19 protein-coding genes and 1 pseudogene are annotated in these 21143 nt (G+C 62.9%); 18 read left to right on the top strand and 2 right to left on the bottom strand.

Annotation, left to right across the window (positions count from 1 at the left end; all coding sequences use genetic code 11):
• The first annotated feature begins 5 nt into the window (after positions 1–5).
• The 3 genes from EN949_RS11600 (at position 6) to gndA (ending at position 3791) form a co-directional block, all read left to right on the top strand.
• Positions 6–524, top strand: coding sequence for a YcnI family protein (locus tag EN949_RS11600; RefSeq protein ID WP_013529535.1), 519 nt, complete (start codon positions 6–8; stop codon positions 522–524).
• Positions 525–577: 53 nt separating this feature from the next.
• On the top strand, positions 578–2215 hold the full coding sequence (locus EN949_RS11595; RefSeq protein WP_127371343.1) for a copper resistance CopC/CopD family protein: 1638 nt from the start codon (positions 578–580) through the stop codon (positions 2213–2215).
• 148 nt (positions 2216–2363) lie between these two features.
• Positions 2364–3791, top strand: coding sequence for an NADP-dependent phosphogluconate dehydrogenase (gene gndA, locus EN949_RS11590; RefSeq protein WP_127371342.1), 1428 nt, complete (start codon positions 2364–2366; stop codon positions 3789–3791).
• 17 nt (positions 3792–3808) lie between these two features.
• On the opposite strand, the gene EN949_RS11585 is transcribed toward gndA, so the two are convergent.
• A complete protein-coding gene (locus EN949_RS11585; RefSeq protein ID WP_063169024.1) occupies positions 3809–4864 on the bottom strand; it encodes a LacI family DNA-binding transcriptional regulator in 1056 nt (351 codons plus the stop codon).
• Between the two features lie 404 nt (positions 4865–5268).
• Here EN949_RS11585 and EN949_RS11580 point away from each other — a divergent pair, with 404 nt between their 5' ends.
• The 8 genes from EN949_RS11580 to EN949_RS11545 all read left to right on the top strand — a co-directional run bounded on the left by EN949_RS11580 (position 5269) and on the right by EN949_RS11545 (position 13234).
• The gene (locus EN949_RS11580) at positions 5269–6507 is read left to right on the top strand and encodes an ABC transporter substrate-binding protein (RefSeq protein WP_013529539.1); all 1239 of its coding nucleotides are present in this window, start codon (positions 5269–5271) and stop codon (positions 6505–6507) included.
• Positions 6508–6588: 81 nt separating this feature from the next.
• Positions 6589–7476 carry a sugar ABC transporter permease gene (locus EN949_RS11575; RefSeq protein WP_024504415.1) on the top strand — a complete coding sequence of 296 codons (888 nt, stop codon included), beginning with the start codon at positions 6589–6591 and terminating at the stop codon, positions 7474–7476.
• Between the two features lie 2 nt (positions 7477–7478).
• Entirely contained in the window at positions 7479–8411 is a 933-nt protein-coding gene (locus EN949_RS11570; protein ID WP_024504414.1) for a carbohydrate ABC transporter permease, read from the top strand.
• 5 nt (positions 8412–8416) lie between these two features.
• The gene (gene ugpC, locus EN949_RS11565) at positions 8417–9514 is read left to right on the top strand and encodes a sn-glycerol-3-phosphate ABC transporter ATP-binding protein UgpC (RefSeq protein WP_127370971.1); all 1098 of its coding nucleotides are present in this window, start codon (positions 8417–8419) and stop codon (positions 9512–9514) included.
• Between the two features lie 53 nt (positions 9515–9567).
• On the top strand, positions 9568–10314 hold the full coding sequence (locus tag EN949_RS11560) for a sugar phosphate isomerase/epimerase (protein WP_127365966.1): 747 nt from the start codon (positions 9568–9570) through the stop codon (positions 10312–10314).
• A gap of 11 nt (positions 10315–10325) precedes the next feature.
• Entirely contained in the window at positions 10326–11468 is a 1143-nt protein-coding gene (locus EN949_RS11555) for a Gfo/Idh/MocA family oxidoreductase (RefSeq protein ID WP_127365967.1), read from the top strand.
• Positions 11469–11588: 120 nt separating this feature from the next.
• Positions 11589–12635, top strand: coding sequence for an L-glyceraldehyde 3-phosphate reductase (gene mgrA / locus EN949_RS11550; RefSeq protein ID WP_127365968.1), 1047 nt, complete (start codon positions 11589–11591; stop codon positions 12633–12635).
• Positions 12636–12829: 194 nt separating this feature from the next.
• The gene (locus EN949_RS11545) at positions 12830–13234 is read left to right on the top strand and encodes a Fur family transcriptional regulator (protein ID WP_013529546.1); all 405 of its coding nucleotides are present in this window, start codon (positions 12830–12832) and stop codon (positions 13232–13234) included.
• A 151-nt stretch (positions 13235–13385) separates the two neighbouring features.
• Here EN949_RS11545 and polA read toward each other — a convergent pair whose 3' ends face one another.
• Positions 13386–16337: a DNA polymerase I gene (gene polA / locus EN949_RS11540; protein ID WP_164767692.1), complete on the bottom strand. Its 2952-nt coding sequence runs from the start codon at positions 16335–16337 to the stop codon at positions 13386–13388.
• Positions 16338–16753: 416 nt separating this feature from the next.
• Here polA and EN949_RS11535 point away from each other — a divergent pair, with 416 nt between their 5' ends.
• The 7 genes and pseudogenes from EN949_RS11535 to EN949_RS11505 form a co-directional block, all read left to right on the top strand.
• Positions 16754–18139, top strand: a complete 1386-nt coding sequence (locus EN949_RS11535; protein WP_013529548.1) for a M20/M25/M40 family metallo-hydrolase — start codon at positions 16754–16756, stop codon at positions 18137–18139.
• Positions 18140–18263: 124 nt separating this feature from the next.
• Positions 18264–18884 carry a ribonuclease D gene (locus EN949_RS11530; protein ID WP_013529549.1) on the top strand — a complete coding sequence of 207 codons (621 nt, stop codon included), beginning with the start codon at positions 18264–18266 and terminating at the stop codon, positions 18882–18884.
• 100 nt (positions 18885–18984) lie between these two features.
• Positions 18985–19188 (top strand): hypothetical protein, encoded by a 204-nt coding sequence (locus tag EN949_RS11525; RefSeq protein ID WP_013529550.1) that lies wholly within the window; start codon positions 18985–18987, stop codon positions 19186–19188.
• A gap of 108 nt (positions 19189–19296) precedes the next feature.
• Positions 19297–19551, top strand: a complete 255-nt coding sequence (locus EN949_RS11520) for a GlsB/YeaQ/YmgE family stress response membrane protein (RefSeq protein WP_013529551.1) — start codon at positions 19297–19299, stop codon at positions 19549–19551.
• 25 nt (positions 19552–19576) lie between these two features.
• Positions 19577–19723 (top strand): hypothetical protein, encoded by a 147-nt coding sequence (locus EN949_RS11515; protein ID WP_013529552.1) that lies wholly within the window; start codon positions 19577–19579, stop codon positions 19721–19723.
• Positions 19724–19741: 18 nt separating this feature from the next.
• Positions 19742–20656, top strand: coding sequence for a hypothetical protein (locus EN949_RS11510; RefSeq protein ID WP_127365970.1), 915 nt, complete (start codon positions 19742–19744; stop codon positions 20654–20656).
• A 169-nt stretch (positions 20657–20825) separates the two neighbouring features.
• Positions 20826–21143: pseudogene (locus EN949_RS11505) on the top strand (penicillin-binding protein); the annotation flags it as partial.

Genomic DNA, 21143 nt, shown 5'->3' with positions numbered 1-21143 from the left:
CCATCATGAACAAATATCTTTTGTCGGCCGGCGCACTTCTCGCGCTCGGAACCAGCGCCGCCTTCGCGCATATCACGTTCGAAACCCAGGAGGCGGCGGTCGGCTCGACCTACAAGGCCGTTTTGCGCGTGCCGCATGGCTGCGACGGCAAGGCGACGACCGCCGTGCGCGTGCAGATTCCGGAAGGGGTGATCGCGATCAAGCCGATGCCGAAGCCCGGCTGGACGCTGCAGACCAAGAAGGGCAAGTACGAGAAATCCTACCAGCTCTACGGTCAGGCGGTGACCGATGGGGTCAAGGAGGTCGACTGGAGCGGCGGCAACCTGCCCGATGAATTCTATGACGAGTTCGTTTTCCGCGCGACGCTGACGGCGGACCTCCCCGTCGGCCAAAAACTCTATTTCCCGGTCGTGCAGGAATGCGACGGTGCAGCCGATCGCTGGATCGAGATTCCAGCGGCAGGGCAGGATGAAGACGCACTGGAAAGCCCGGCACCCGGCATCAAGCTGCTGCCGAAGAAATGATCTCCCAGGCGGCGCGCTCTTTCGAGTGCGCCGCTCTTTTTCGTGGCGGTGACATGAGCACGACCTCCCTCCTGCAAACGGCTTGCATGACCGGCAAACGCACCGGCCGGCTTGCCGTCGGCCTGTTGGCTGTGATCGTGTTTCTTGCCAGCCTTGCCGTGTCAGATCAGGCCTTTGCCCATGCCGCGCTGATCAAGACCGACCCGGCCGACGGCGCGGTGCTGGCACAGGGACCGGCGCAGTTCTCGCTGACCTTCAGCGAGCCGGTCTCGCCTCTGGTGCTGACGCTGGTGAAGCCCGACGGCAAGCCGGTTCCACTGACCGCCTTTCGTCTCAGCGACCAGACCGTCGAGATCGACAATCCGCAGCCGCTCAAGTCGGGCACGCATGTCTTGAGCTGGCGCGTCATCTCCGCAGACGGTCATCCCGTCGGCGGATCGCTGCTGTTTTCCATCGGCGCGCCCAGCGAACCGCCGGCCGTATCCGAAGCCATCGACTGGCCGTTGCGGTCGGCTATCTGGGCGAGCAAAATCTTTCTCTACGTCGGCCTCTTCCTCGGCGTTGGCGGCGCCTTCGCGCTTGCCTGGTTGGCCGGAAGTGCCCGTGCCGGGCAGCGCTTCGTTGCAGCTGCAATCCTGAGCGGGCTGGTCGCGTCGTCCCTGTCGCTCGGATTGCAGGGGCTTGATGCACTCGGGGCGCCGCTCTCCCATCTGGCACAATCGGTCATCTGGCGGACCGGGCTCGGCACCAGCTTCGGCTGGACGGTGCTGGTCGCGCTGATCGCGCTGGGGCTTGGCCTGCTGTCGCTGGCCGGTCCCCGTGCCACCGCCAAGCCATTGGCGCTGGCCGGCCTGGCCGGGGTGGGGATTGCGCTTGCCGCCAGCGGCCATGCCAGTGCCGCCGAACCGCAATGGCTGACGCGGCCGATGGTGTTCCTGCATGGCGTCTGCATCGCGTCGTGGGTCGGCGCATTGGTCCCACTCGGGCTGGCGCTCAAGGGGCAATCGGCGGAGGCCACGCCATTCCTGCGGCGATTTTCTTGGGGGATCCTGCCCGTGGTGGCCGTGCTTGCCGCTGCCGGCACCGTGCTTGCCGTCATCCAGGTGCAAACGCCCGCGGCATTGGTCGACACCGCCTATGGAAGGCTGCTGCTGATCAAGCTCGGGCTGCTGGTCTTTCTGTTCACGCTCGCTGCCGTCAACCGCTGGAAACTCACGGCATCGGCCGAGGCGGGATCGACGGAAGTTCAACGCAGGCTGGTCCGCTCGATCGGCGTCGAGATGTTGATCGTGTTGGCGATTTTCGGCGTTGCCGCGGGCTGGCGCTTCACACCGCCGCCACGAGCCCTGGCGATCGCGGCAGCGCAACCGGTGTCGGTCCATATCCACGCGCTGCAAGCGATGGCCGATCTCAACATCACTCCCGGCCATGCCGGCCCGGTCGTTGCCTCGATGGTCATCATGAGCGGCGATTTCGGCCCGCTCGACGCCAAGGAGGTAACGCTTGTGCTGTCAAAGCCCGATTCCGGCATCGAACCCTTGAAGCGCACGGCAACCAAGCCCGGCGACGGCAGCTGGCGCGTCGACAACCTCGTCATTCCGGTGCCTGGCCGGTGGACGGTGCGCATCGACATACTGGTCTCGGATTTTCAGATGGTGAAGATCGAGGCGCCCGTCGACATCAGGCCGTAGGCGGGACTGCCAGGTACCTCTACACGGGCACGACCGACAATCCGGGCAACACAATTCGGCGAGGCGGTTGACGCAGGCGTCAAGGCCCGTCAATCATCGCCCGCAAAATCGCGGTCTCAACAAACGATCCGAGAGCAGGGAAGAAACGATGGAAAAAGCCGAAATCGGCCTGATCGGCCTTGGCACGATGGGCTCCAACCTGGCGCTCAACATCGCCGAGCACGGGCACCGCATCGCTGTCTTCAACCGCACCAGGGCGCGCACCGATGCCTTTGTCGAGAATGCCGGCGCGCTCAGGGACATGGTCGTGCCCTGCTACAGCCTTGAAGAGCTCGCCGCCGCGATCCGGCCGCCGCGCCCGATCATCATCATGGTGCTGGCCGGCAAGCCGGTCGACGAACAGATCGCGGCACTGCGCGGCGTGCTGTCGGCCAACGACATCGTCATCGATGCCGGCAACGCCAATTTCCGCGACACGATGCGGCGCTTCTCCGAGCTTTCCGGTTCGGGTCTCACCTTCATAGGCATGGGCGTGTCCGGCGGCGAGGAGGGGGCACGCCACGGGCCGTCGATCATGGTCGGCGGCACGGAGGACTCATGGAAGCGCGTCGAGAAGGTGCTGACGGCGATCTCCGCCAAATTCAAGGACGAACCCTGCGCGGCATGGCTCGGCACCGACGGCGCCGGACATTTCGTCAAAACCATCCACAACGGCATCGAATATGCCGACATGCAGATGATCGCGGAGATCTACGGCATCCTGCGCGACGGCCTAGGCATGGGTCCGAAAGAGATCGGCACGGTGTTTGCCGACTGGAACAAGGGCCGGCTCAACTCCTACCTGATCGAGATCACCGCCAAGGTGCTGGCCGCCGACGATCCGAAGACCGGCAAACCGGTGGTCGACATCATCCTCGACCGCGCCGGCCAGAAGGGCACCGGCAAATGGTCGGTCATCGAGGCGCAGCAGCTCGGCATCCCGGCCACCGCGATCGAGGCGGCGGTGGCGGCGCGCGTTCTGTCGTCGATCAAGAACGAGCGGCTGGCGGCGGAAAAGGCCTATGGCAACATCGGCGTGACGAAGATTTCCGGTGACAAGGACGCCTTGCTGAAAGATCTGGAACTGGCGCTGTTCGCCGGCAAGATCGCCGCCTACGCCCAAGGTTTCGCGGTGATGAGCGGCGCGTCGAAGGAATTCAATTGGAACCTGCCGATGCCGACCATCGCCAGGATCTGGCGCGCCGGCTGCATCATCCGCTCGCAGATGCTCGACACCATGGCGGAAGCCTTCAGCAAGGGCGGCGCCTCGACCAACCTTCTGATGGCGCCGGCCTTCATCTCGCTGATGCAGGGAGCGCATCCGTCGCTGCGCCGCATCGTGGCGAGGGCTTCGGAAGCCGGCTCGCCGGTTCCGGCGCTGTCTTCCGCACTTGCCTATTTCGACAGCTATCGCCAGGGCCGCGGCACCTCGAATCTGATCCAGGCGCAGCGCGACTTCTTCGGCGCGCACGGCTTCGAGCGTATCGACGACAAAGGCGCGTTCCATGGGCCGTGGGGAAGCGGTGCGGCTGGCTGACAAGCCGGCCCAAGAGCCTAAACGGAAACCGGCGGTCTGAACGCCTGAACCTCGCTGGTGGCGACCAGGCGCTGCAGCGAGCCGGGTGCGGCGCCGCCGATCCAGCCGAGCACGGAGCGGGCGAGATCGGAGCCGGCCAGGCGGAAGTTCTCGTTGACGACGAGCAATTCCGGCCGGAACAGGTGCAACAGGTCCGACGATTGCTTGGACACGACATCGACGTCGCGGCCAAGCTTGAGGCCGGCATCTTCGATGCCGGCGACGATAGCCAGTGTCGCGGCGGCGGCGCTGCTGACGAAGCCGTCCGGCCTGTTTTCGCGGCGCATCACCTGCGCGGTCCTGGTCCTGATCTGCTCGATCGTGTGATCGATGGAAACGGTGTTGAACGGAATTTCGCTGGCGCCGACCTCGCTCAGCGCATCGGCAAAGCCGTTCAGCGTGTGGCCATAATAGGTCAGCCCGGGTGGCGGCGACAGAAGCGCCAGCTTGCGCCTGCCCATGCTCGCCAGGCGGCGCACGGCTTCCATCGCAAATACATGGTTGTCGAAGTCATGGTAGGGGTGGACGAGGCCCATATCGGTGCGGCCATGCGTGGCAAAGGGCATGCCGTGCTCGAGCATGTAGCGGGCGCGCGGATCGTTCGGTTGGGTGCGCGAGATGATGACGCCATCGGCCGAGCCGGTCTCGACGAGATAGCGGATCGGCTCCATCGGATCCTGCGAGCGGGAATAGGGCGTGACGATCAGGTGATAGGGCGTTTCGGCGAGCACTTCCGAAACGCCGTAGATGATGTCCGAGACGAAGCTCATGATCTCGCGGTCGGTGTTGAGCACGAGGCTGATGACATTGGTCCTGCCGGTGCGCAGACGCACGCCGGCGCGGTTCGGCCGGTAGCCGATCTGCTTGGCGACGAGTTGGACGCGGCGCCTGGTCTCGGCGCCGATTTCCGGGGCATCCTTCAAGGCGCGTGACACGGTGGTGACGCCGAGCCCGGTCATGAAGGCAAGCGTCTTCAACGTCGGCCGTCCCTGTGCCGAGTTCTCCCCGTTCTTGTCCGTACGCTGTCTGTCCATTCGTCCCGCCCGTCAGGCGCATAGCAGCCGCGGGCCATGTCGGCAATCGCCGCCATAGCGATACGATATGCGTCCCAGCCCCGGCAAAGCGTCAATATACTGAAACGTTACAGATTGCCAGTATCGAGATGTATGTCCTCGTCACGAGGTGGATGGTTCTTTTTGCGAAACGCATTGGGATTCCAGGAGAAATCGCCCCTGCCGCCGCCTTTTGCCCGTATCAGGCGGCATTTCGGTGTTTGCGCCGCAGCAAACCATGCTGCAGTGCATGAGAAGCGCGATCATTCAGGCGGATTTGTTCGCGGCCCGAAAAAATATCGAGGGCGCTTCGTTGATGGGTTGCACAGCCCGCGCAATTGCCGTATCGAAAATCTGTAACGTTTCAGATTCTGGGAGGAGCCGAAATGCGATACAGATTTTTGACCGCTGCCCTGGCGGCGACGGCTGCACTGCAATTTGCCGGCCAGGCGGCCGCGACGGACCTGGAAGTCACCCATTGGTGGACTTCAGGCGGCGAGGCCGCGGCGGTTGCGGAACTTGCCAAGGCATTCGATGCGACCGGCAACCACTGGGTGGACGGCGCCATTGCCGGCTCCGGCGGCACGGCGCGGCCGATCATGATCAGCCGCATCACCGGTGGCGATCCGATGGGCGCCACGCAATTCAACCATGGCCGGCAGGCGGAAGAGCTGGTGCAGGCCGGCCTGATGCGCGACCTCACCGACGTCGCCACCAAGGGCAAGTGGACTGATGTCGTGCGGCCGAAGAGCCTGCTCGACGGCTGCACCATCGACGGCAAGATCTATTGCGTGCCCGTCAACATCCATTCCTGGCAGTGGCTGTGGCTGTCCAACGAAGCCTTCGCGAAGGCCGGCGTGCCGTTGCCGAAGGACTGGAATGAATTCGTGGCGGCAGCGCCGGCACTGGAGAAGGCCGGCATCATCCCGCTCGCCGTCGGCGGGCAAGCCTGGCAATCCTCCGGTGCCTTCGACGTGCTGCTTGCGGCTGTGGGCGGCACGGACACGTTCCTCAAGGTCTACAAGGACAAGGATGCCAAGTTCGCCGCCGGGCCCGAAGTCGCCAAGGTCTTCAAGGCCGCGGACGATGCCCGCAAGATGGCGAAGAACACCAATGTGCAGGACTGGAACCAGGCGACCAACCTGGTCATCACCGGCAAGGCGGGTGGCCAGATCATGGGCGACTGGGCACAGGGCGAGTTCCAGGTTGCCGGCAAGACCGCCGGCAAAGATTATACCTGCCTGCCGGGCCTTGGGCTGAACGAGGTCATAGCCACGGGCGGCGACGCCTTCTACTTCCCGCTGCTCAAGGATGCCGACAAGAGCAAGGCGCAGGAGGTGCTGGCCGAGACGCTGCTCGATCCCAAGACGCAGGTTGCCTTCAATCTGAAGAAGGGTTCCCTGCCGGTGCGCGGCGACGTCGATCTCAACGCGGCGAACGACTGCATGAAGAAAGGCCTCGCCATCCTCGCCAAGGGTGCCGTCATTCCATGGACGGACCAACTGCTTTCACAGGACACCCAGAAGCAGAAGGAAGACCTTTTCGCCGAATTCTTCGCCAAGCCGGAATTGACCGTCGAAGACGCACAGAAGCGCTTCGCCGACCTCATCGCTTCGGCGGACTGACGCTGGCGGCAACCCACCTCGCTCCCGGCCTTGCGAATGCAGGGCCGGGAATGCACCGCCCTTACCCAGCCGGCTGACGAGATGAGCAAGAGCGAACGCCCCAACCTTCTGTTCCGCAACCTCAATGCGAAGGTCGCCTCGATCCCGATGATCCTCACCGCCATGGTGGTTTTCGTCGGCGGCACCGTTTGGACGGTGCTCTATTCCTTCACCAATTCGAAGCTCTTGCCGCGGCTGAATTTCGTCGGGCTCGACCAATACTACCGGTTGTGGGCGACGCCGCGCTGGCTGATCTCGATCGAAAACCTGCTGATCTACGGCGCGATCTCGCTGGTGTTCTCGCTGGTCATCGGCTTCCTGCTTGCAGCACTGCTCGATCAGAAGATCCGCTTCGAGGACACGTTGCGCACCATCTTCCTCTATCCTTTCGCGCTCTCCTTCATCGTCACCGGCCTGGTCTGGCAGTGGCTGCTCAATCCGGATTTCGGCATCCAGCATGTGGTCCGCGACTTAGGCTGGACGAGCTTCAGCTTCGACCCGCTCTACAATTCCAGCATCGTCATCTACGGCATATCGATCGCGGCGCTGTGGCAAGGCACAGGGCTCATCATGTGCCTGATGCTGGCTGGCCTGCGCGGCATTGACGAGGACATCTGGAAGGCGGCGCGGGTGGATGGGATCCCGATGTGGAAGACCTATCTGTTCATCGTCATCCCGATGATGCGGCCGGTCTTCATCACCACGCTCGTCATCATCGCTGCCGGCATCGTCAAGGTCTATGACCTCGTCGTGGCCCAGACCAGCGGCGGCCCAGGCATCGCCTCGGAAGTGCCGGCCAAATACGTCTACGACTATATGTTCTTCGCCCAGAACCTCGGCCAGGGCTTTGCTGCCTCGACCATGATGCTGCTCTCGGTGGTGATCGTCATCGTGCCCTGGGCCTATCTCGAGTTCGGGCGGCGCAAATGAGCATGGCAGACATCACCGCTCAAGCAAGCACCGCCGCCGGCGCGCGCCAGGGCATCACCGATCCCTACGGCCCGAAGCCGCGCCGCGTGATTTCGCGCCGCAACGTCTTCCTATACGGCACATTGTTCGTCATGGCGGTCTACTACCTCTTGCCGCTCTACGTCATGGTCGTCACCTCGCTCAAGGGCATGCCGGAGATCCGGCTCGGCAACATCTTCTCACCGCCGCTCGAGATCACTTTCGAACCGTGGGTCAAGGCGTGGTCGACTGCCTGCACCGGCCTTAACTGCGACGGGCTCTCGCGCGGCTTCTGGAATTCGGTGCGCATCACCGTGCCGTCAGTGCTGCTGTCGATCGCCATCGCCTCGGTGAACGGTTATGCACTGGCCAATTGGCGCTTCAAGGGCGCCGATACGTTCTTCATCATCCTGATCGTCGGCGCCTTCATTCCCTACCAGGTGATGATCTATCCGATCGTCATCATCCTGCGCGAGATCGGCCTCTATGGCAGCCTCAGCGGGCTGGTGATCGTCCATTCCATTTTCGGCATGCCGATCCTGACGCTGCTGTTCCGCAATTATTTCTCCTCGATGCCGGAGGAGCTGTTCCGGGCGGCACGTGTCGACGGTGCCGGCTTCTGGGGCATCTTCCTGCGCATCATGCTGCCGATGTCGCTGCCGATCTTCGTCGTCGCCATCATCCTGCAGGTGACCGGCATCTGGAACGACTTCCTGTTCGGCGTCGTCTACACCCGCCCCGACACCTATCCGATGACGGTGCAGCTCAACAACATCGTCAATTCGGTGCAAGGCGTGAAGGAGTACAACGTCAATATGGCCGCAACCATCCTGACCGGGCTTGTGCCGCTCATCGTCTACTTCATCTCCGGCAAGCTTTTCGTACGCGGCATCGCCGCCGGCGCGGTGAAGGGGTGATGGCGATGACGGCAGCCAACGATACCAGCGTTTCGATCCAGGACCTGTCGCTGAATTTCGGCGCGGTGACTGTCCTGGAGACGCTCAATCTGGATGTCGCCGATGGCGAGTTCATCGTGCTGCTCGGGCCGTCCGGCTGCGGCAAGTCGACCTTGCTCAACTGCATTGCCGGCCTGCTCGACGTTTCCGAGGGCCGCATCTTCATCAAGGGCAAGAACGTCACCTGGGAAGAGCCCAAGGACCGCGGCATCGGCATGGTGTTCCAGTCCTATGCGCTCTATCCGCAAATGACGGTGGAGAAGAACCTGTCCTTCGGGCTGCGTGTCGCCGGCACGCCAAAAGAAGAGATCGCCAAGCGGATCACGCGGGCGGCTGAAATCCTGCAGATCGAACCGCTGCTGCAGCGTAAGCCGGCCGCACTTTCCGGCGGCCAGCGCCAGCGCGTCGCCATCGGACGGGCGCTGGTGCGCGATGTCGACGTGTTCCTGTTCGACGAGCCGCTGTCCAATCTCGATGCCAAGCTACGCGCCGAACTGCGCGTCGAGATCAAGCTGCTGCATCGCAAGCTGCAGAACACCATGATCTACGTCACCCACGACCAGATCGAGGCGATGACGCTGGCCGACCGCATCGCGGTGATGAAGGGCGGCGTCATCCAGCAGCTCGATGCGCCGCAGACCATCTACAACCGTCCGGTCAACCGTTTCGTCGCCGGCTTTCTCGGTTCGCCCGCAATGAACTTCGTCGATGGCCACCTGGAAGACGCCGACGGCGGCTGGCGGTTCGCGGCCGGGGATATCAAGATCCCGCTCGGCACTTACGACTTTGCCAAGCCTCCGGCTCCCGGCCCCGTCACATTCGGTATCAGGCCCGAGCATGTCAGCCTGAACAGCGGCACCGGCTGGCCGTTCTCGACGGCCGCCAATGTCGAGGTGGTCGAACCCATGGGCTCCGACACGCTGGTCTGGCTGAAGCTTGCCCAGCAGAATTTCAGCGTCCGAGTGACCTCGGAACGCACGCCCAAGAACGACGAGGCGGTGACGCTTGGCTTCGATCCGATGCGCGCCTCGCTTTTCGACACCGCAACCGGCACACGCATCTAGCTTCCGAGAACCAACCTTCCAACGACGATCCCCAAGCAAAACGGACAGAGACGATGAATTGGTCATTCCAACTTTACAGCGCCCGCAATTTCCAACCCTGGGACGGTGTGCTCGCCATGCTCGGCAAGCTCGGCTACGCTCAGGTCGAAGGTTTCGGCGGCGTCTATGATGATCCCGGGGCATTCCGTGCCGAGCTCGACAGGAACGGGCTTGCCATGCCGACTGGGCATTTCTCGATCGACGCGCTCGAGAACGATTTTGACGGCGTGCGCAGAACCGCCGACGCACTCGGTATCACGCTGCTCATCTGTCCTTTCCTGATGCCCGACCAGCGGCCATCCGACGTGGCCGGCTGGCGTGGTTTCGGCGAACGCCTGGCCAAGGTCGGTGATGCCGCGAAAAAGGCCGGCTACGGCTTTGCCTGGCACAATCATGATTTCGAGTTCAAGAAACTTGCCGACGGATCGGTGCCGCAGGACCACATCCTGTCATCCGCGCCCGATGTCAGCTGGGAGATGGACGTTGCCTGGGTGGTGCGCGGCGGCGATGATCCGCTGCCGTGGATCGAGAAACACGGCAAGCGCATCAGCGCCGTCCACGTCAAGGACATGGCCAAGCCCGGCGAGGGGCTGGATGAGGATGGCTGGTCGGATGTCGGCCATGGCACCATCGACTGGGCCGGCCTGATCAAAGTGTTGCGTGCCAGGAGTGCTGCCCAATACTACGTCATGGAACAGGACAACCCCAACGACATCGAGCGTTTCGCCCGCCGCTCCATCGCAGCCGCCAAAACCTATTAGGAGCAACCAGCATGGCAAAGAAACTTGGCATCGGCGTGATCGGCTGCGGCAACATCTCGAAGGCGTATTTTTCGCTGGCGCCGTTGTTCCGCGGCATTGAAATGCGTGCCTGCGCCGACATCAACATGGAGGCGGCCAAGGCTCGGGCGAAGGAGTTCAAGCTGCGCGCCGACACCGTCGAAGACCTGCTCAAGGCCGACGACATCGACATCATCGTCAACCTGACCATCCCGGCGGTGCACTACGAGGTCTCGAAGCAGATCCTCGACGCCGGCAAGCACGTCTATTCGGAAAAGCCGTTCGTGCTGTCGGTCAAGGAAGGGCTCGACCTTAAGAAGCGGGCGGAGAAAAAGGGTCTGCGCATCGGCTCGGCGCCAGACACTTTCCTCGGCGGCGCGCATCAATTGGTGCGCAACCTGATCGACACCGGCAAGCTTGGCAAGGTCACGAGTGGCACGTGCCATGTCATGGGCCACGGCATGGAGCACTGGCACCCCAATCCGGATTTCTTCTTCCAGCCAGGCGCGGGGCCGGTGCTCGACATCGGACCATATTACATCACCAATCTGATCCAGCTGATCGGGCCGGTGAAGCAGGTCGCGGCCTTCGCGACGACGCCGGCCAAGGAGCGCACGATCAGTTCAAAGCCGCGCGCGGGTGAAAAGATACCGGTCAACACGCCGACAACCATCCACGGGCTGCTGGAGTTCGAGAACGGCGCCGTTATCACGCTCAACACCAGCTGGGACGTCTGGGCCCACGGCCACGCGCCGATGGAGCTTTATGGCGAGGCGGGTACGGTGTTTGTGCCGGACCCGAACTTCTTCGGTGGTGACGTTCGCTTCACCGTCGCGGCCAAGCCGGTCAAGAAGCTGCCGAATTGGCCGCATCCGTTCGGCGTGCCCAACGAGATGCATTCGCAAGGCATGATGGCCAACTACCGCACGTCAGGCCTTGCCGATATGGCGGTGGCGATCGCGGAAGGTCGGCCGCACCGCTGTTCGATGGAGCTGGCGCTGCACGCCGTCGACGTGATGACCGGCCTGCTGCGTTCCGGCGAAACCGGCAAGTTCGTCGCCATGCAGACCACCTGCGAACGGCCGGCCGCACTTGGCGTCAAGGAAGCCAAGGCGCTTTTGGCGAAGAAGAAATAGGGCAGCACACCTCAACCCTCTCCCCGTTTCGACGGAGAGAGGGTAAGGGTGGGGGCAGAGCCAACTCGCCGCGTTGTGACGATGCAGCCGACCGGCTCGTTTCCATTCGAGGATTTTCCGATGCCCTACACGCCCGCCGAAAACCGTTACGAGAAAATGGTCTACAACCGCTGTGGCCGCTCCGGCCTGAAGCTGCCGGCGATCTCGCTGGGCCTGTGGCACAATTTCGGCAACGACACGCCGCACAAGACCAAGCAGGCGATCGCGCGCAAGGCCTTCGACCTCGGCATCACGCATTTCGACCTCGCCAACAATTACGGTCCGCCGCCCGGTTCTGCCGAAACCGCCTTCGGTGAGATCCTGCGCACCGACTTCGCTGCCTACCGCGACGAACTGATCATCTCGACCAAGGCCGGTTACCAGATGTGGGCCGGGCCCTACGGCGAATGGGGTGGGCGCAAATACATTCTGGCCAGCCTCGACCAGAGCCTCAAGCGGATGGGGCTCGACTATGTCGATGTCTTCTATTCGCACCGTTTCGATCCCGACACGCCGCTGGAAGAAACGATGGGTGCGCTCGACCATGCCGTGCGCTCGGGCAAGGCGCTCTATGCCGGCATCTCGTCCTACAATTCGCAGCGCACGCGCGAGGCGGCCGATATCTTGAAGCAGCTTGGGACGCCTTGCGTCATCCACCAGCCGAGCTATTCGATGCTGAACCGCTGGGTGGAGGAAGACGGCCTGCTCGACACGCTCGAAGGGCTCGGCGTCGGCTCGATCGTGTTCTCGCCGCTGGCGCAAGGCATGCTGACGGACAAGTATCTCGGCGGCATTCCGGACGGCAGCCGTGCGTCGCAGGGCAAGTCGCTGAAGACAGCCTTCATCAACGACAAGACCATCGCCAACATCAAGGCGCTCGACGCCATCGCCGGCAGGCGCGGACAGACGCTGGCGCAGATGGCGCTGGCCTGGGTGCTGCGCAAGGGGAGGGTGACCTCGGCACTGATCGGCGCCAGCCGGCCGGAGCAGGTCGAGGACTGCGTCGGCGCGCTCAAGGCGCTCGACTTCAGCGATGCCGAACTCGCCGAGATCGACACCTACGCGCGCGAATCCGACATCAATCTGTGGGCGGCTTCTGCCGAGCGCAAAGGCCCGCCGAGGAAATAGGTCCGCTCGATAAGCCGGCAAAGCGAAAAACGGCGGGCAACCTGCCTGTTGCCCCGCTCCGATCGATGTTCTCGGCCGCCTTGCGGGCAGAATGCTGGAAACAGTAGCAAAAATGCCTGTTCGTCGCTATCTGGGTGGGACATGGATCGTTTGTGCGCGGCGCAAGCGACGCAAGGCGAGTTGGAAACAGGATCATGGCGGCAAGGGATGTGCTGACGAAAAACCAGCTGTGCGTGCTCGAGAAACTCGAGACCGCCAGCGGACCGCTCAGTGCCTACACCTTGCTCGACCAATTGCGCGAGCGCGGTTTTCGCGCACCGCTTCAGGTCTATCGCGCGCTCGACACGCTGGTGAAGTCAGGTTTCGTGCATCGGCTTGAAAGCATCAATTCCTTCGTCGCCTGCGCCGAGCCGCATGACCACAGCCATTCGATGACTGCCTTCGCCATTTGCGACACATGCGGGCAGGTCACCGAGATGTCCGACCACGATGTCGGCCACAGCTTGGACGAATGGGTGCGCTCCACCGGCTTCGCCGCCAAGAAGGCGGTGATCGAGTTTCGCGGGACATGTGCCAAGTGTTTGGCTGAGGCGGCTTGAGGTGAGTTGAGATTCAGATGATGCCGGCCTGCAAATGGCGGCTTCCTGCCGCTTCCGGTGCTCACGTACGAAAAGTACGCTCCGCTCGGTTCTCGGAATCCACCATTTTCGGCTCGGCCTGATCTGAATCTCAACACAACTTGCGTTGGTGCTAATGCGCCTCGTCCCAGTTGTTGGCGGCTCGCGCGTCGACATGCAGCGGCACCGACATCGAGACCGCCGGCATCGCCGCGTTTTCCATGACATGACGCACGACCGGGATCGTCGCCTCGACTTCCGCCTCGACGGTCTCGAAGATCAGTTCGTCATGCACCTGCAGCAGCATGCGTGCCGAAAGGCCTGCTTTTTCCAGCGCCTCCTCCATGCGGATCATGGCACGGCGGATGATGTCGGCGGCGGTGCCTTGCAGGCGGGCATTGATCGAGGCGCGTTCGTTGAAGGCGCGGAGCGAGGGGTTGGACGATCTTATGTCGGGGTAATGGATGCGGCGGCCGAAGATCGTTTCGACAAAGCCGTGCTCGCGGGCATAGGCCTTGGTCTCCTCGATGTAATCGCGGATGCCGGGGAAGCGCTCGAAATATTTCTTGATGTAGTTGCCGGCTTCCTCGCGCGGGATCGACAGCTGGTTGGCGAGACCGAAGGCCGAAATGCCGTAGATGATGCCGAAATTGATCGCCTTGGCGCGGCGGCGAACCTCCGAGGGCATGCCTTCGACCGGCACGTTGAACATCTCCGACGCGGTGATGGCGTGGATGTCGGCGCCGTCGGCGAAAGCCTGCCGCAACTGCGGGATCTCGGCGACATGGGCGAGCACCCGCAATTCGATCTGGCTGTAGTCGGCCGAGACCAGCCGATGGCTCTTGTCGGTGATGAAGGCGGTCCTGATCTTGCGGCCCTCGGCGGTGCGCACCGGGATGTTCTGCAGGTTCGGATCGGAGGATGACAGGCGTCCCGTCGTCGTAGCGGCCAACGCGTAGGAGGTGTGGACGCGCTTGGTGTCGGGGTGGATGAAGCCGGGCAGCGCATCGGTATAGGTCGATTTCAGCTTGGTCAGCTGGCGCCAGTCGACGATCTTGCGCGGCAGTTCGTGACCTTCGGCAGCGAGATCTTCGAGAAGCTGCGCCGAGGTCGACCACTGGCCGGTCTTGGTCTTCGAACCGCCGGGCAGGCCCATGCGCCCGAACAGGATGTCGCCGAGCTGCTTTGGCGAACCGATGTTGATGCGTTCGCCGATGAGCTGGTAGATTTCCTCTTCGAGGCGAGCGGCGCCCTGCGCCAGTTCGCCGGAGAGCCGCGATAGGATCTGCCTGTCGACCGAGATGCCGCGCTGTTCCATGCGCGCCAGCACCGGCACCAGCGGCCGCTCCAGCCGCTCATAGACAGACACCAGGCCCTTGGCGGCAAGCCGCGGTTTCAGCACCAGCCAGAGCCGCAGCGTCACATCGGCGTCTTCGGCGGCATGAGCCGTCGCCTTGTCGATGTCGACCTGATCGAAACCGACCGAGCTTTTGCCCGAGCCGGTCACGTCCTTGAGCTGAAGAGGGGTATGACCGAGCCACTTTTCGGCAAGCGCATCCATGCCGTGACCATGGGGCGTACCGGCATCGAGCACGTAGGAGATCAGCATGGTGTCGTCGAACGGTGCGACATCGACGCCGTAGCGGCTCATGATGACAAGATCGTATTTCAGGTTCTGCGCGATCTTGAGAACCGATCTATCTTCGAGCAGCGGTTTCAGCACCGCCAGGGCCTCGCGCAGCGGAATCTGGTTTTCGAGCGCGCCACCACCGAGCAGGTCGCCATTGCCGCTCATGTGGGCGAAGGGAATGTAGGCGGCGCGTCCGGGAGCCGTGGCGATGGCCATGCCGATCAGTTCGGCCTGCATCGGATCGGCGGATGTCGCCCTGACGTCGAAGGCGGCGATGCCAGCCTCCCGTGCCTCGGCGACCCAGGCTTTCAGGGTCGAGATATCGCGGATGCAGTGATAGGCCGAAATGTCGATCTTGCCGGTGGCCGCGCGCTCCAGCCTTAGTGCCGCGAGCAGGGAGGGGGTATCGCCTTGTTTTGACGTCTCCGCCGTCCCGCCGGCTTCGTCCGGTTCAGTGCCAGGCGCGTTTCGGGCAACCGGCGGCAAACCGGCGCCAACGTCCGGGCCATGGGCATGATCGGCGCGTTCGACGGTGACCGCGACGGCCTGGACGTCGCCGGCCTCGGTGCTGGTCGCTTCCGCGACACGGCGGGTCAGCGAGGTGAATTCCATGGTCTTGAGGAAACCGATCAGCTTCGGGCCGTCGGGCGCGTGCAGGACGAAATCCTCCAGACCCTCGGTCACCGGTACGTCGTTCATCAGCGTCACCAGCTGACGAGAAATGCGGGCCTTGTCGGCGTTGGCGATGATCGATTCCCGGCGCTTGTCCTGCTTGATCTCGCCGGCCCGGGCCAGCAGCGTGTCGAGGTCACCGAACTGTTCGAGCAGTTGCGCCGCCGTCTTCGGCCCGATGCCGGGCACACCAGGCACATTGTCGACCGAATCGCCGGTCAGTGCCTGCAGGTCGACCATCTTCTCCGGCGGCACGCCCCATTTCTCGATGACCTCCGGAATTCCGATCTGGCGGTCCTTCATCGGGTCGTACATGGCGACCGTATCGCCAACCAGTTGCATCAAATCCTTATCGGAGGAGATGATGGTGGTATCGCCGCCGGCTTCGCAGGCGAGCCTCGCATAGGTGGCGATCAGATCGTCAGCCTCGTAGCCTTCGATCTCGACGCAGGGCAGGTTGAACGCCCTGGTCGCCTGGCGGATCAGGCCGAATTGCGGGATCAAATCTTCCGGCGGTGCCGAGCGGTTGGCCTTGTATTCGGGGTAGAGGTCGTTGCGGAAGGTTTTTGACGAATAGTCGAAAATGACGGCGAAATGCGTCGGCACGATGCCTACATCGGTATTGCGGGCGTCGAGCATCAGCTTCCACAGCATGTTGCAGAAGCCGGAAACGGCGCCGACCGGCAGGCCGTCGGATTTGCGGGTCAGCGGCGGCAGCGCGTGATAGGCACGGAAGATGTAGCCGGAGCCGTCGACAAGGAAGAGATGATCGCCTTTTTTCATGCCGGCAGGGATAGCGCGGCGCGGCGGCTTGGTCCATGCCAAAGGCAGCCTCGACTATCGGTTCCGGCAACACCCTGGCAGATCGCCGTCACCCTGCTCACGCCCATGTTACAAAACTGTAATTTTCGTGCCCTTGAATCGCCACGTTCAGAGACCCAAATACACGTCATCGGCAGTTTTCGCCGAGTCCGGAGCAAGGCCCGTCCCCCGCCTATCCCGGACACCTGCGGCAGCCTATCCCCCCTCTCCGGGCTGCCGCATCGTTTCGAGTAGAAGGCCGCCGTGGTTCCCCCTCCACCACGGCGGTCTTTTTTTGCCTCGCAGAGACGTTTGCAGCCCGTGGTCCAATGATCGCGGGCTTTTCGTTTTCCCGTCATGCCTTTACGGTTCCGGTTCTGAATCGAAAGGCTTCACATATGTCCGCAGTTTCCCCCGTCCTCGACCGTCTCGACAAGAATCTCGACCAGAGCCTCGAGCGCCTGTTCGGCTTGCTCAGGATCAAGTCCATCTCCACCGATCCAGCCTATGCCGCCGACTGCCGCAAGGCGGCGGAATGGCTGGTGGCCGAACTCGAGCTGATCGGCTTCGACGCCAGCGTTCGCGACACGCCCGGCCACCCGATGGTGGTTGCGCACCATGACGGCCCGGCCGGTTCGCCGCATGTGCTGTTTTACGGCCATTATGACGTTCAGCCGGTCGACCCGATCGAATTGTGGGAAAGCGATCCGTTCGCGCCTGCTGTCAAGGAGGTCGGGCCGGACCACAAGGTGATCGTCGGTCGGGGGTCGGCCGACGACAAGGGCCAGTTGATGACCTTCGTCGAGGCTTGCCGCGCCTGGAAACAGGTGCATGGCAATCTGCCTTGCCGCATCACCATCCTGTTCGAGGGCGAGGAGGAATCCGGTTCGCCTTCGCTGAAGCCGTTCCTCGAGGCCAATGCCGGCGAACTCAAGGCCGATTTCGCGCTGGTCTGCGATACCGGCATGTGGGATCGCGACACGCCGTCGATCTGCGTCGGATTGCGCGGGCTGGTGGGTGAGGAGATCACGGTGAAGGCCGCCGACCGCGACCTGCATTCGGGCCTCTATGGTGGTGCCGCCGCCAACCCGATCCGCATCCTGGCCAGGGTGCTGGCCGATATCCACGACAAGGACGGCCACATCACCATTCCCGGCTTCTATGATGGCGTCGAGGAAACGCCGTCGCAGATCCTGAAATCATGGGAGACGCTTGGCGAGACTGCCGAGACGTTCCTGGGACCGGTCGGCCTGTCGATCCCGTCGGGCGAAAAGGGCCGCTCCGTGCTGGAATTGACCTGGGCGCGGCCGACGGCCGAGTTCAACGGCATCATCGGCGGCTATACCGGTAAGGGCTTCAAGACGGTGATCGCGGCCGAAGCCTCGGCGAAGGTCTCGTTTCGCCTCGTCCACAAGCAGGACCCGAAAAAAATCCGGGCCGCGTTCCAGAAGTTCGTCAAGGAGCGCATTCCGGCCGACTGTTCCGTCGAATTCCATCCGCATGGCGGCTCGCCGGCAATCCAGCTTTCCTACGACTCGCCCTTCCTGGCGAAGGCCAAGAATGCGCTGTCCGACGAATGGCCGAAGCCGGCGGTTACGACGGGCAGCGGCGGCTCCATTCCGGTTGTCGGCGATTTCCAGACCTATCTCGGCATGGAATCGCTGCTGGTCGGGTTCGGCCTCGACGACGACCGCATCCACTCGCCCAACGAGAAATACGAGCTCAGCTCCTTCCACAAGGGCCAGCGCTCGTGGGCGCGGATTCTCGATGCCTTGACGCGCTGAGCAGCGGAACCCCTGTTTTCCTGTTGATTTTTCAGCCGATCGCGGCGAGGACGGGCCACAAGATAAAGCGCTGCAACATCCCCTGCGGGTCAGGGGGCACTCTAGGGCTCGACCGGAGAAGATAATGGCCGATATCCGTTTCCATAAAAACGACCTGCCCGACCTCTCGCACTACAATGTCGGGGCAGTGGCCATCGACACCGAAACGCTCGGGCTCAATCCGCATCGCGACCGGCTGTGCGTGGTGCAGATTTCGCCTGGCGACGGCAGCGCCGACGTCATCCAGATCGCGCCCGGCCAGAAGAAGGCGCCGAACCTCGTCAGCCTGCTGAGGAACCGCGGCGTAACCAAGCTGTTCCACTACGGCCGCTTCGATCTTGCCGTTCTCTACAATGCGTTCGGCGTCATGCCGGAGCCGGTGTTCTGCACCAAGATCGCCTCGCGGCTCACCCGCACCTACACCGACCGCCACGGGCTCAAGGACATCTGCTTCGAGCTTCTCGGCGTCGGGCTGTCCAAGGCGCAGCAATCGTCGGACTGGGCGGCCGAGACGCTGTCGCCCGAACAGCTCGAATATGCGGCTTCCGACGTGCTCTATCTGCACCGGTTGCGCGATGTACTGGCCGGACGGCTGGCGCGCGATGGGCGGACCAAGGAGGCCGATGCCTGCTTCCGCTTCCTGCCGACGCGTGCCAAGCTTGACCTGATGGGCTGGGACGAAGAGGATATCTTCGCCCATAGCTGAGGGCCGTTGGCGCGCTCCGCGGGCCGGTGACCGTTTGGAACCGGATACAGGCCGTCGCGTTCTGTCGGCTCAGTTTGTCGGTGCAATTGGGGATAATGACATGGCGGACAGAAAGCCGATTGCGACCGCGCCGACAGACGGCTCCAAGGTCTCCGTGACCTGGAAGGACAGCGACGGCGTCATCAACGAATCCATCGCGCAATATCGCGACGACGGCTGGTGGGTCTATATCGACAGTCACACGCAAAAGAAGGTCGAGCCGACCAGCTGGCGCCCTGCCGCAAGCGACGACGACGATCAATAAGCGCGCCGCTGGTGAGGCCGGCTGCTTTCGAATAGCCTAAGCTGTTGATGTCGAGGCCGATTCGGGCTTTCCGGTCCGCGGTCGCCCTCTTGCTCGGAGGAAATCGCTATGGGTGTCGAAAGCCTGCTCGTCTTCATCATCATCGGTGCCATCGCCGGCTGGCTCGCCGGTCTCATCGTTTCCGGCTTCGGCTTCGGCCTGATCGGCAACATCATCGTGGGCATCGTCGGTGCGTTCATCGCCGGCTGGCTGTTTCCGCGGATCGGCTTTTCCATCGGCGGCGGCACTCTCGCCGCGATCATCCATGCCACGATCGGCGCCATCATCCTGCTGGTGCTGGTCAAGGTTCTGAAACGAGCCTGAGGCTCGACAACGCAAAGAGCGCGCCATGAAACAGAATACGCTCTATCTCGTCATCGGCGCGCTCGTCGTCGTGGTCATCGCGCTCGGTATCTATGTCTATCGCGAGCAGACCAAACCCAAGGGCGTCGAGCTCAAGATCGACGACAAGGGCATTTCGATCCAGCAGAACTAAGCTATGCGGGGGCGCGACATGGTTGCTTCTGACGCCCCGGAAGACGTCGATCAGCCCCCGATCACCGTGGCGGAATGGGAGAGGCTGAACAGGCCGCCAAGGCGCGAGGCGCTGCTGCGCTATCGTTGGCGGGTGTTTCGCTTTCTGAGGACATCCGCGCCGGTCAGCGAATTGCAGGGGCAAGAGCAGGTATTCCGCGATGCGGTCGTCGCCACCGTGGCCTTCAACCGGCCCGAAATGATCGAATGGCAGATCCACCTGGTACGCCGATACCTGGCCGAGCACGAAAGCTACATCGTTTTCGACAACAGCAACAAGGGCGAGGCAAGGGAAGCAATCCGCGATCTCTGCCGTCGCCAGCATGTCCCCTATGTCGCATTGCCGATGAACAGGCTGGTCGTCAGCAGATCGCACGGTCAAGCGCTCAACTGGATCGTGCGGAATTTCTTGCCCAGGTTCGGGCCGAAGCTGTTCGGCTTCATCGATCATGACATCTTTCCGACTGAACCGTTTTCTATCCGCGCCCGGATGGAGGGCAAAAGCCTCTACGGCAGCGTGCGGCGCGACACGCCGACGCCAGGCGGCTGGTTCCTGTGGCCCGGCTTCTGTTTTTTCGACGGAAGCCTGTTGCGGCGACGGCTGGATTTCGCCCCGAGCTACAAGTTTCATATGGATTCCGGCGGTGGCAACTGGCCTGTGCTCTACAGGTCGATCGATCCGGCGCTGGTTCGATTCGCTGAAAACAAATCGCTTCGCTTCGGCGCCGGACATGATCAATCCGAGGATTTTTTCATGATTGTCGATGGCTGGCTGCACGTCACGAACGCCTCGAACTGGAGGCGACAGCCGGTTGACAGGGGCGAACACATTGTCGCGCTGTTGCGGCAAGCCGGCGGTCCCGACCAGCCGGATGTGAAGTTCGAGCCCATCTGAACGAGACAGCGAACAGCGTGGCGTCAGTAACCTGCAAAGAGCAGACGCTGGCCTTTTTGGCTGCCCAACCCCAAGGCCGGCATTCGAACACGACTTAACCCGCCCTTAAATCGCCGCATCTACTCTTCAACCCGAACGCCATAGGCATCGGGGACATCAAGCACAGCGCATGGCGAACCGCAGAGACAGTCGCATCGAACCCAGTTTCGAGGGGCCGCCGCAGGCGCGGTCCTCGGCGGGTCTTTCGGTGAACGAGGAGGATCGCGTCGTGCCGAGCAATCGCAAAGCCTCCGCAAAACGCAAGCCGGCCAAGGGGAAATCGTCGCGGGTCAAGCGCGGCAGAAGCCGGCGCGGCCTGTTCGGCGTGCTCGGCCGGCTATTCTACTGGTGCTTCGTGCTCGCCATCTGGGGCGGCATCGCCGTGGCCGGCATCGTCATCTACTACGGTGCCAAGATGCCGGCGGCGACGACCTGGTCGATTCCCGAC

Origin of the sequence: Mesorhizobium sp. M7A.F.Ca.US.007.01.2.1, from assembly GCF_003998165.1 — a bacterium.
Taxonomy (GTDB): Bacteria; Pseudomonadota; Alphaproteobacteria; order Rhizobiales; family Rhizobiaceae; genus Mesorhizobium; species Mesorhizobium ciceri.
Note: the sequence above shows the minus strand (reverse complement) of the source record. Positions and strands in the feature narration are given on the sequence as shown.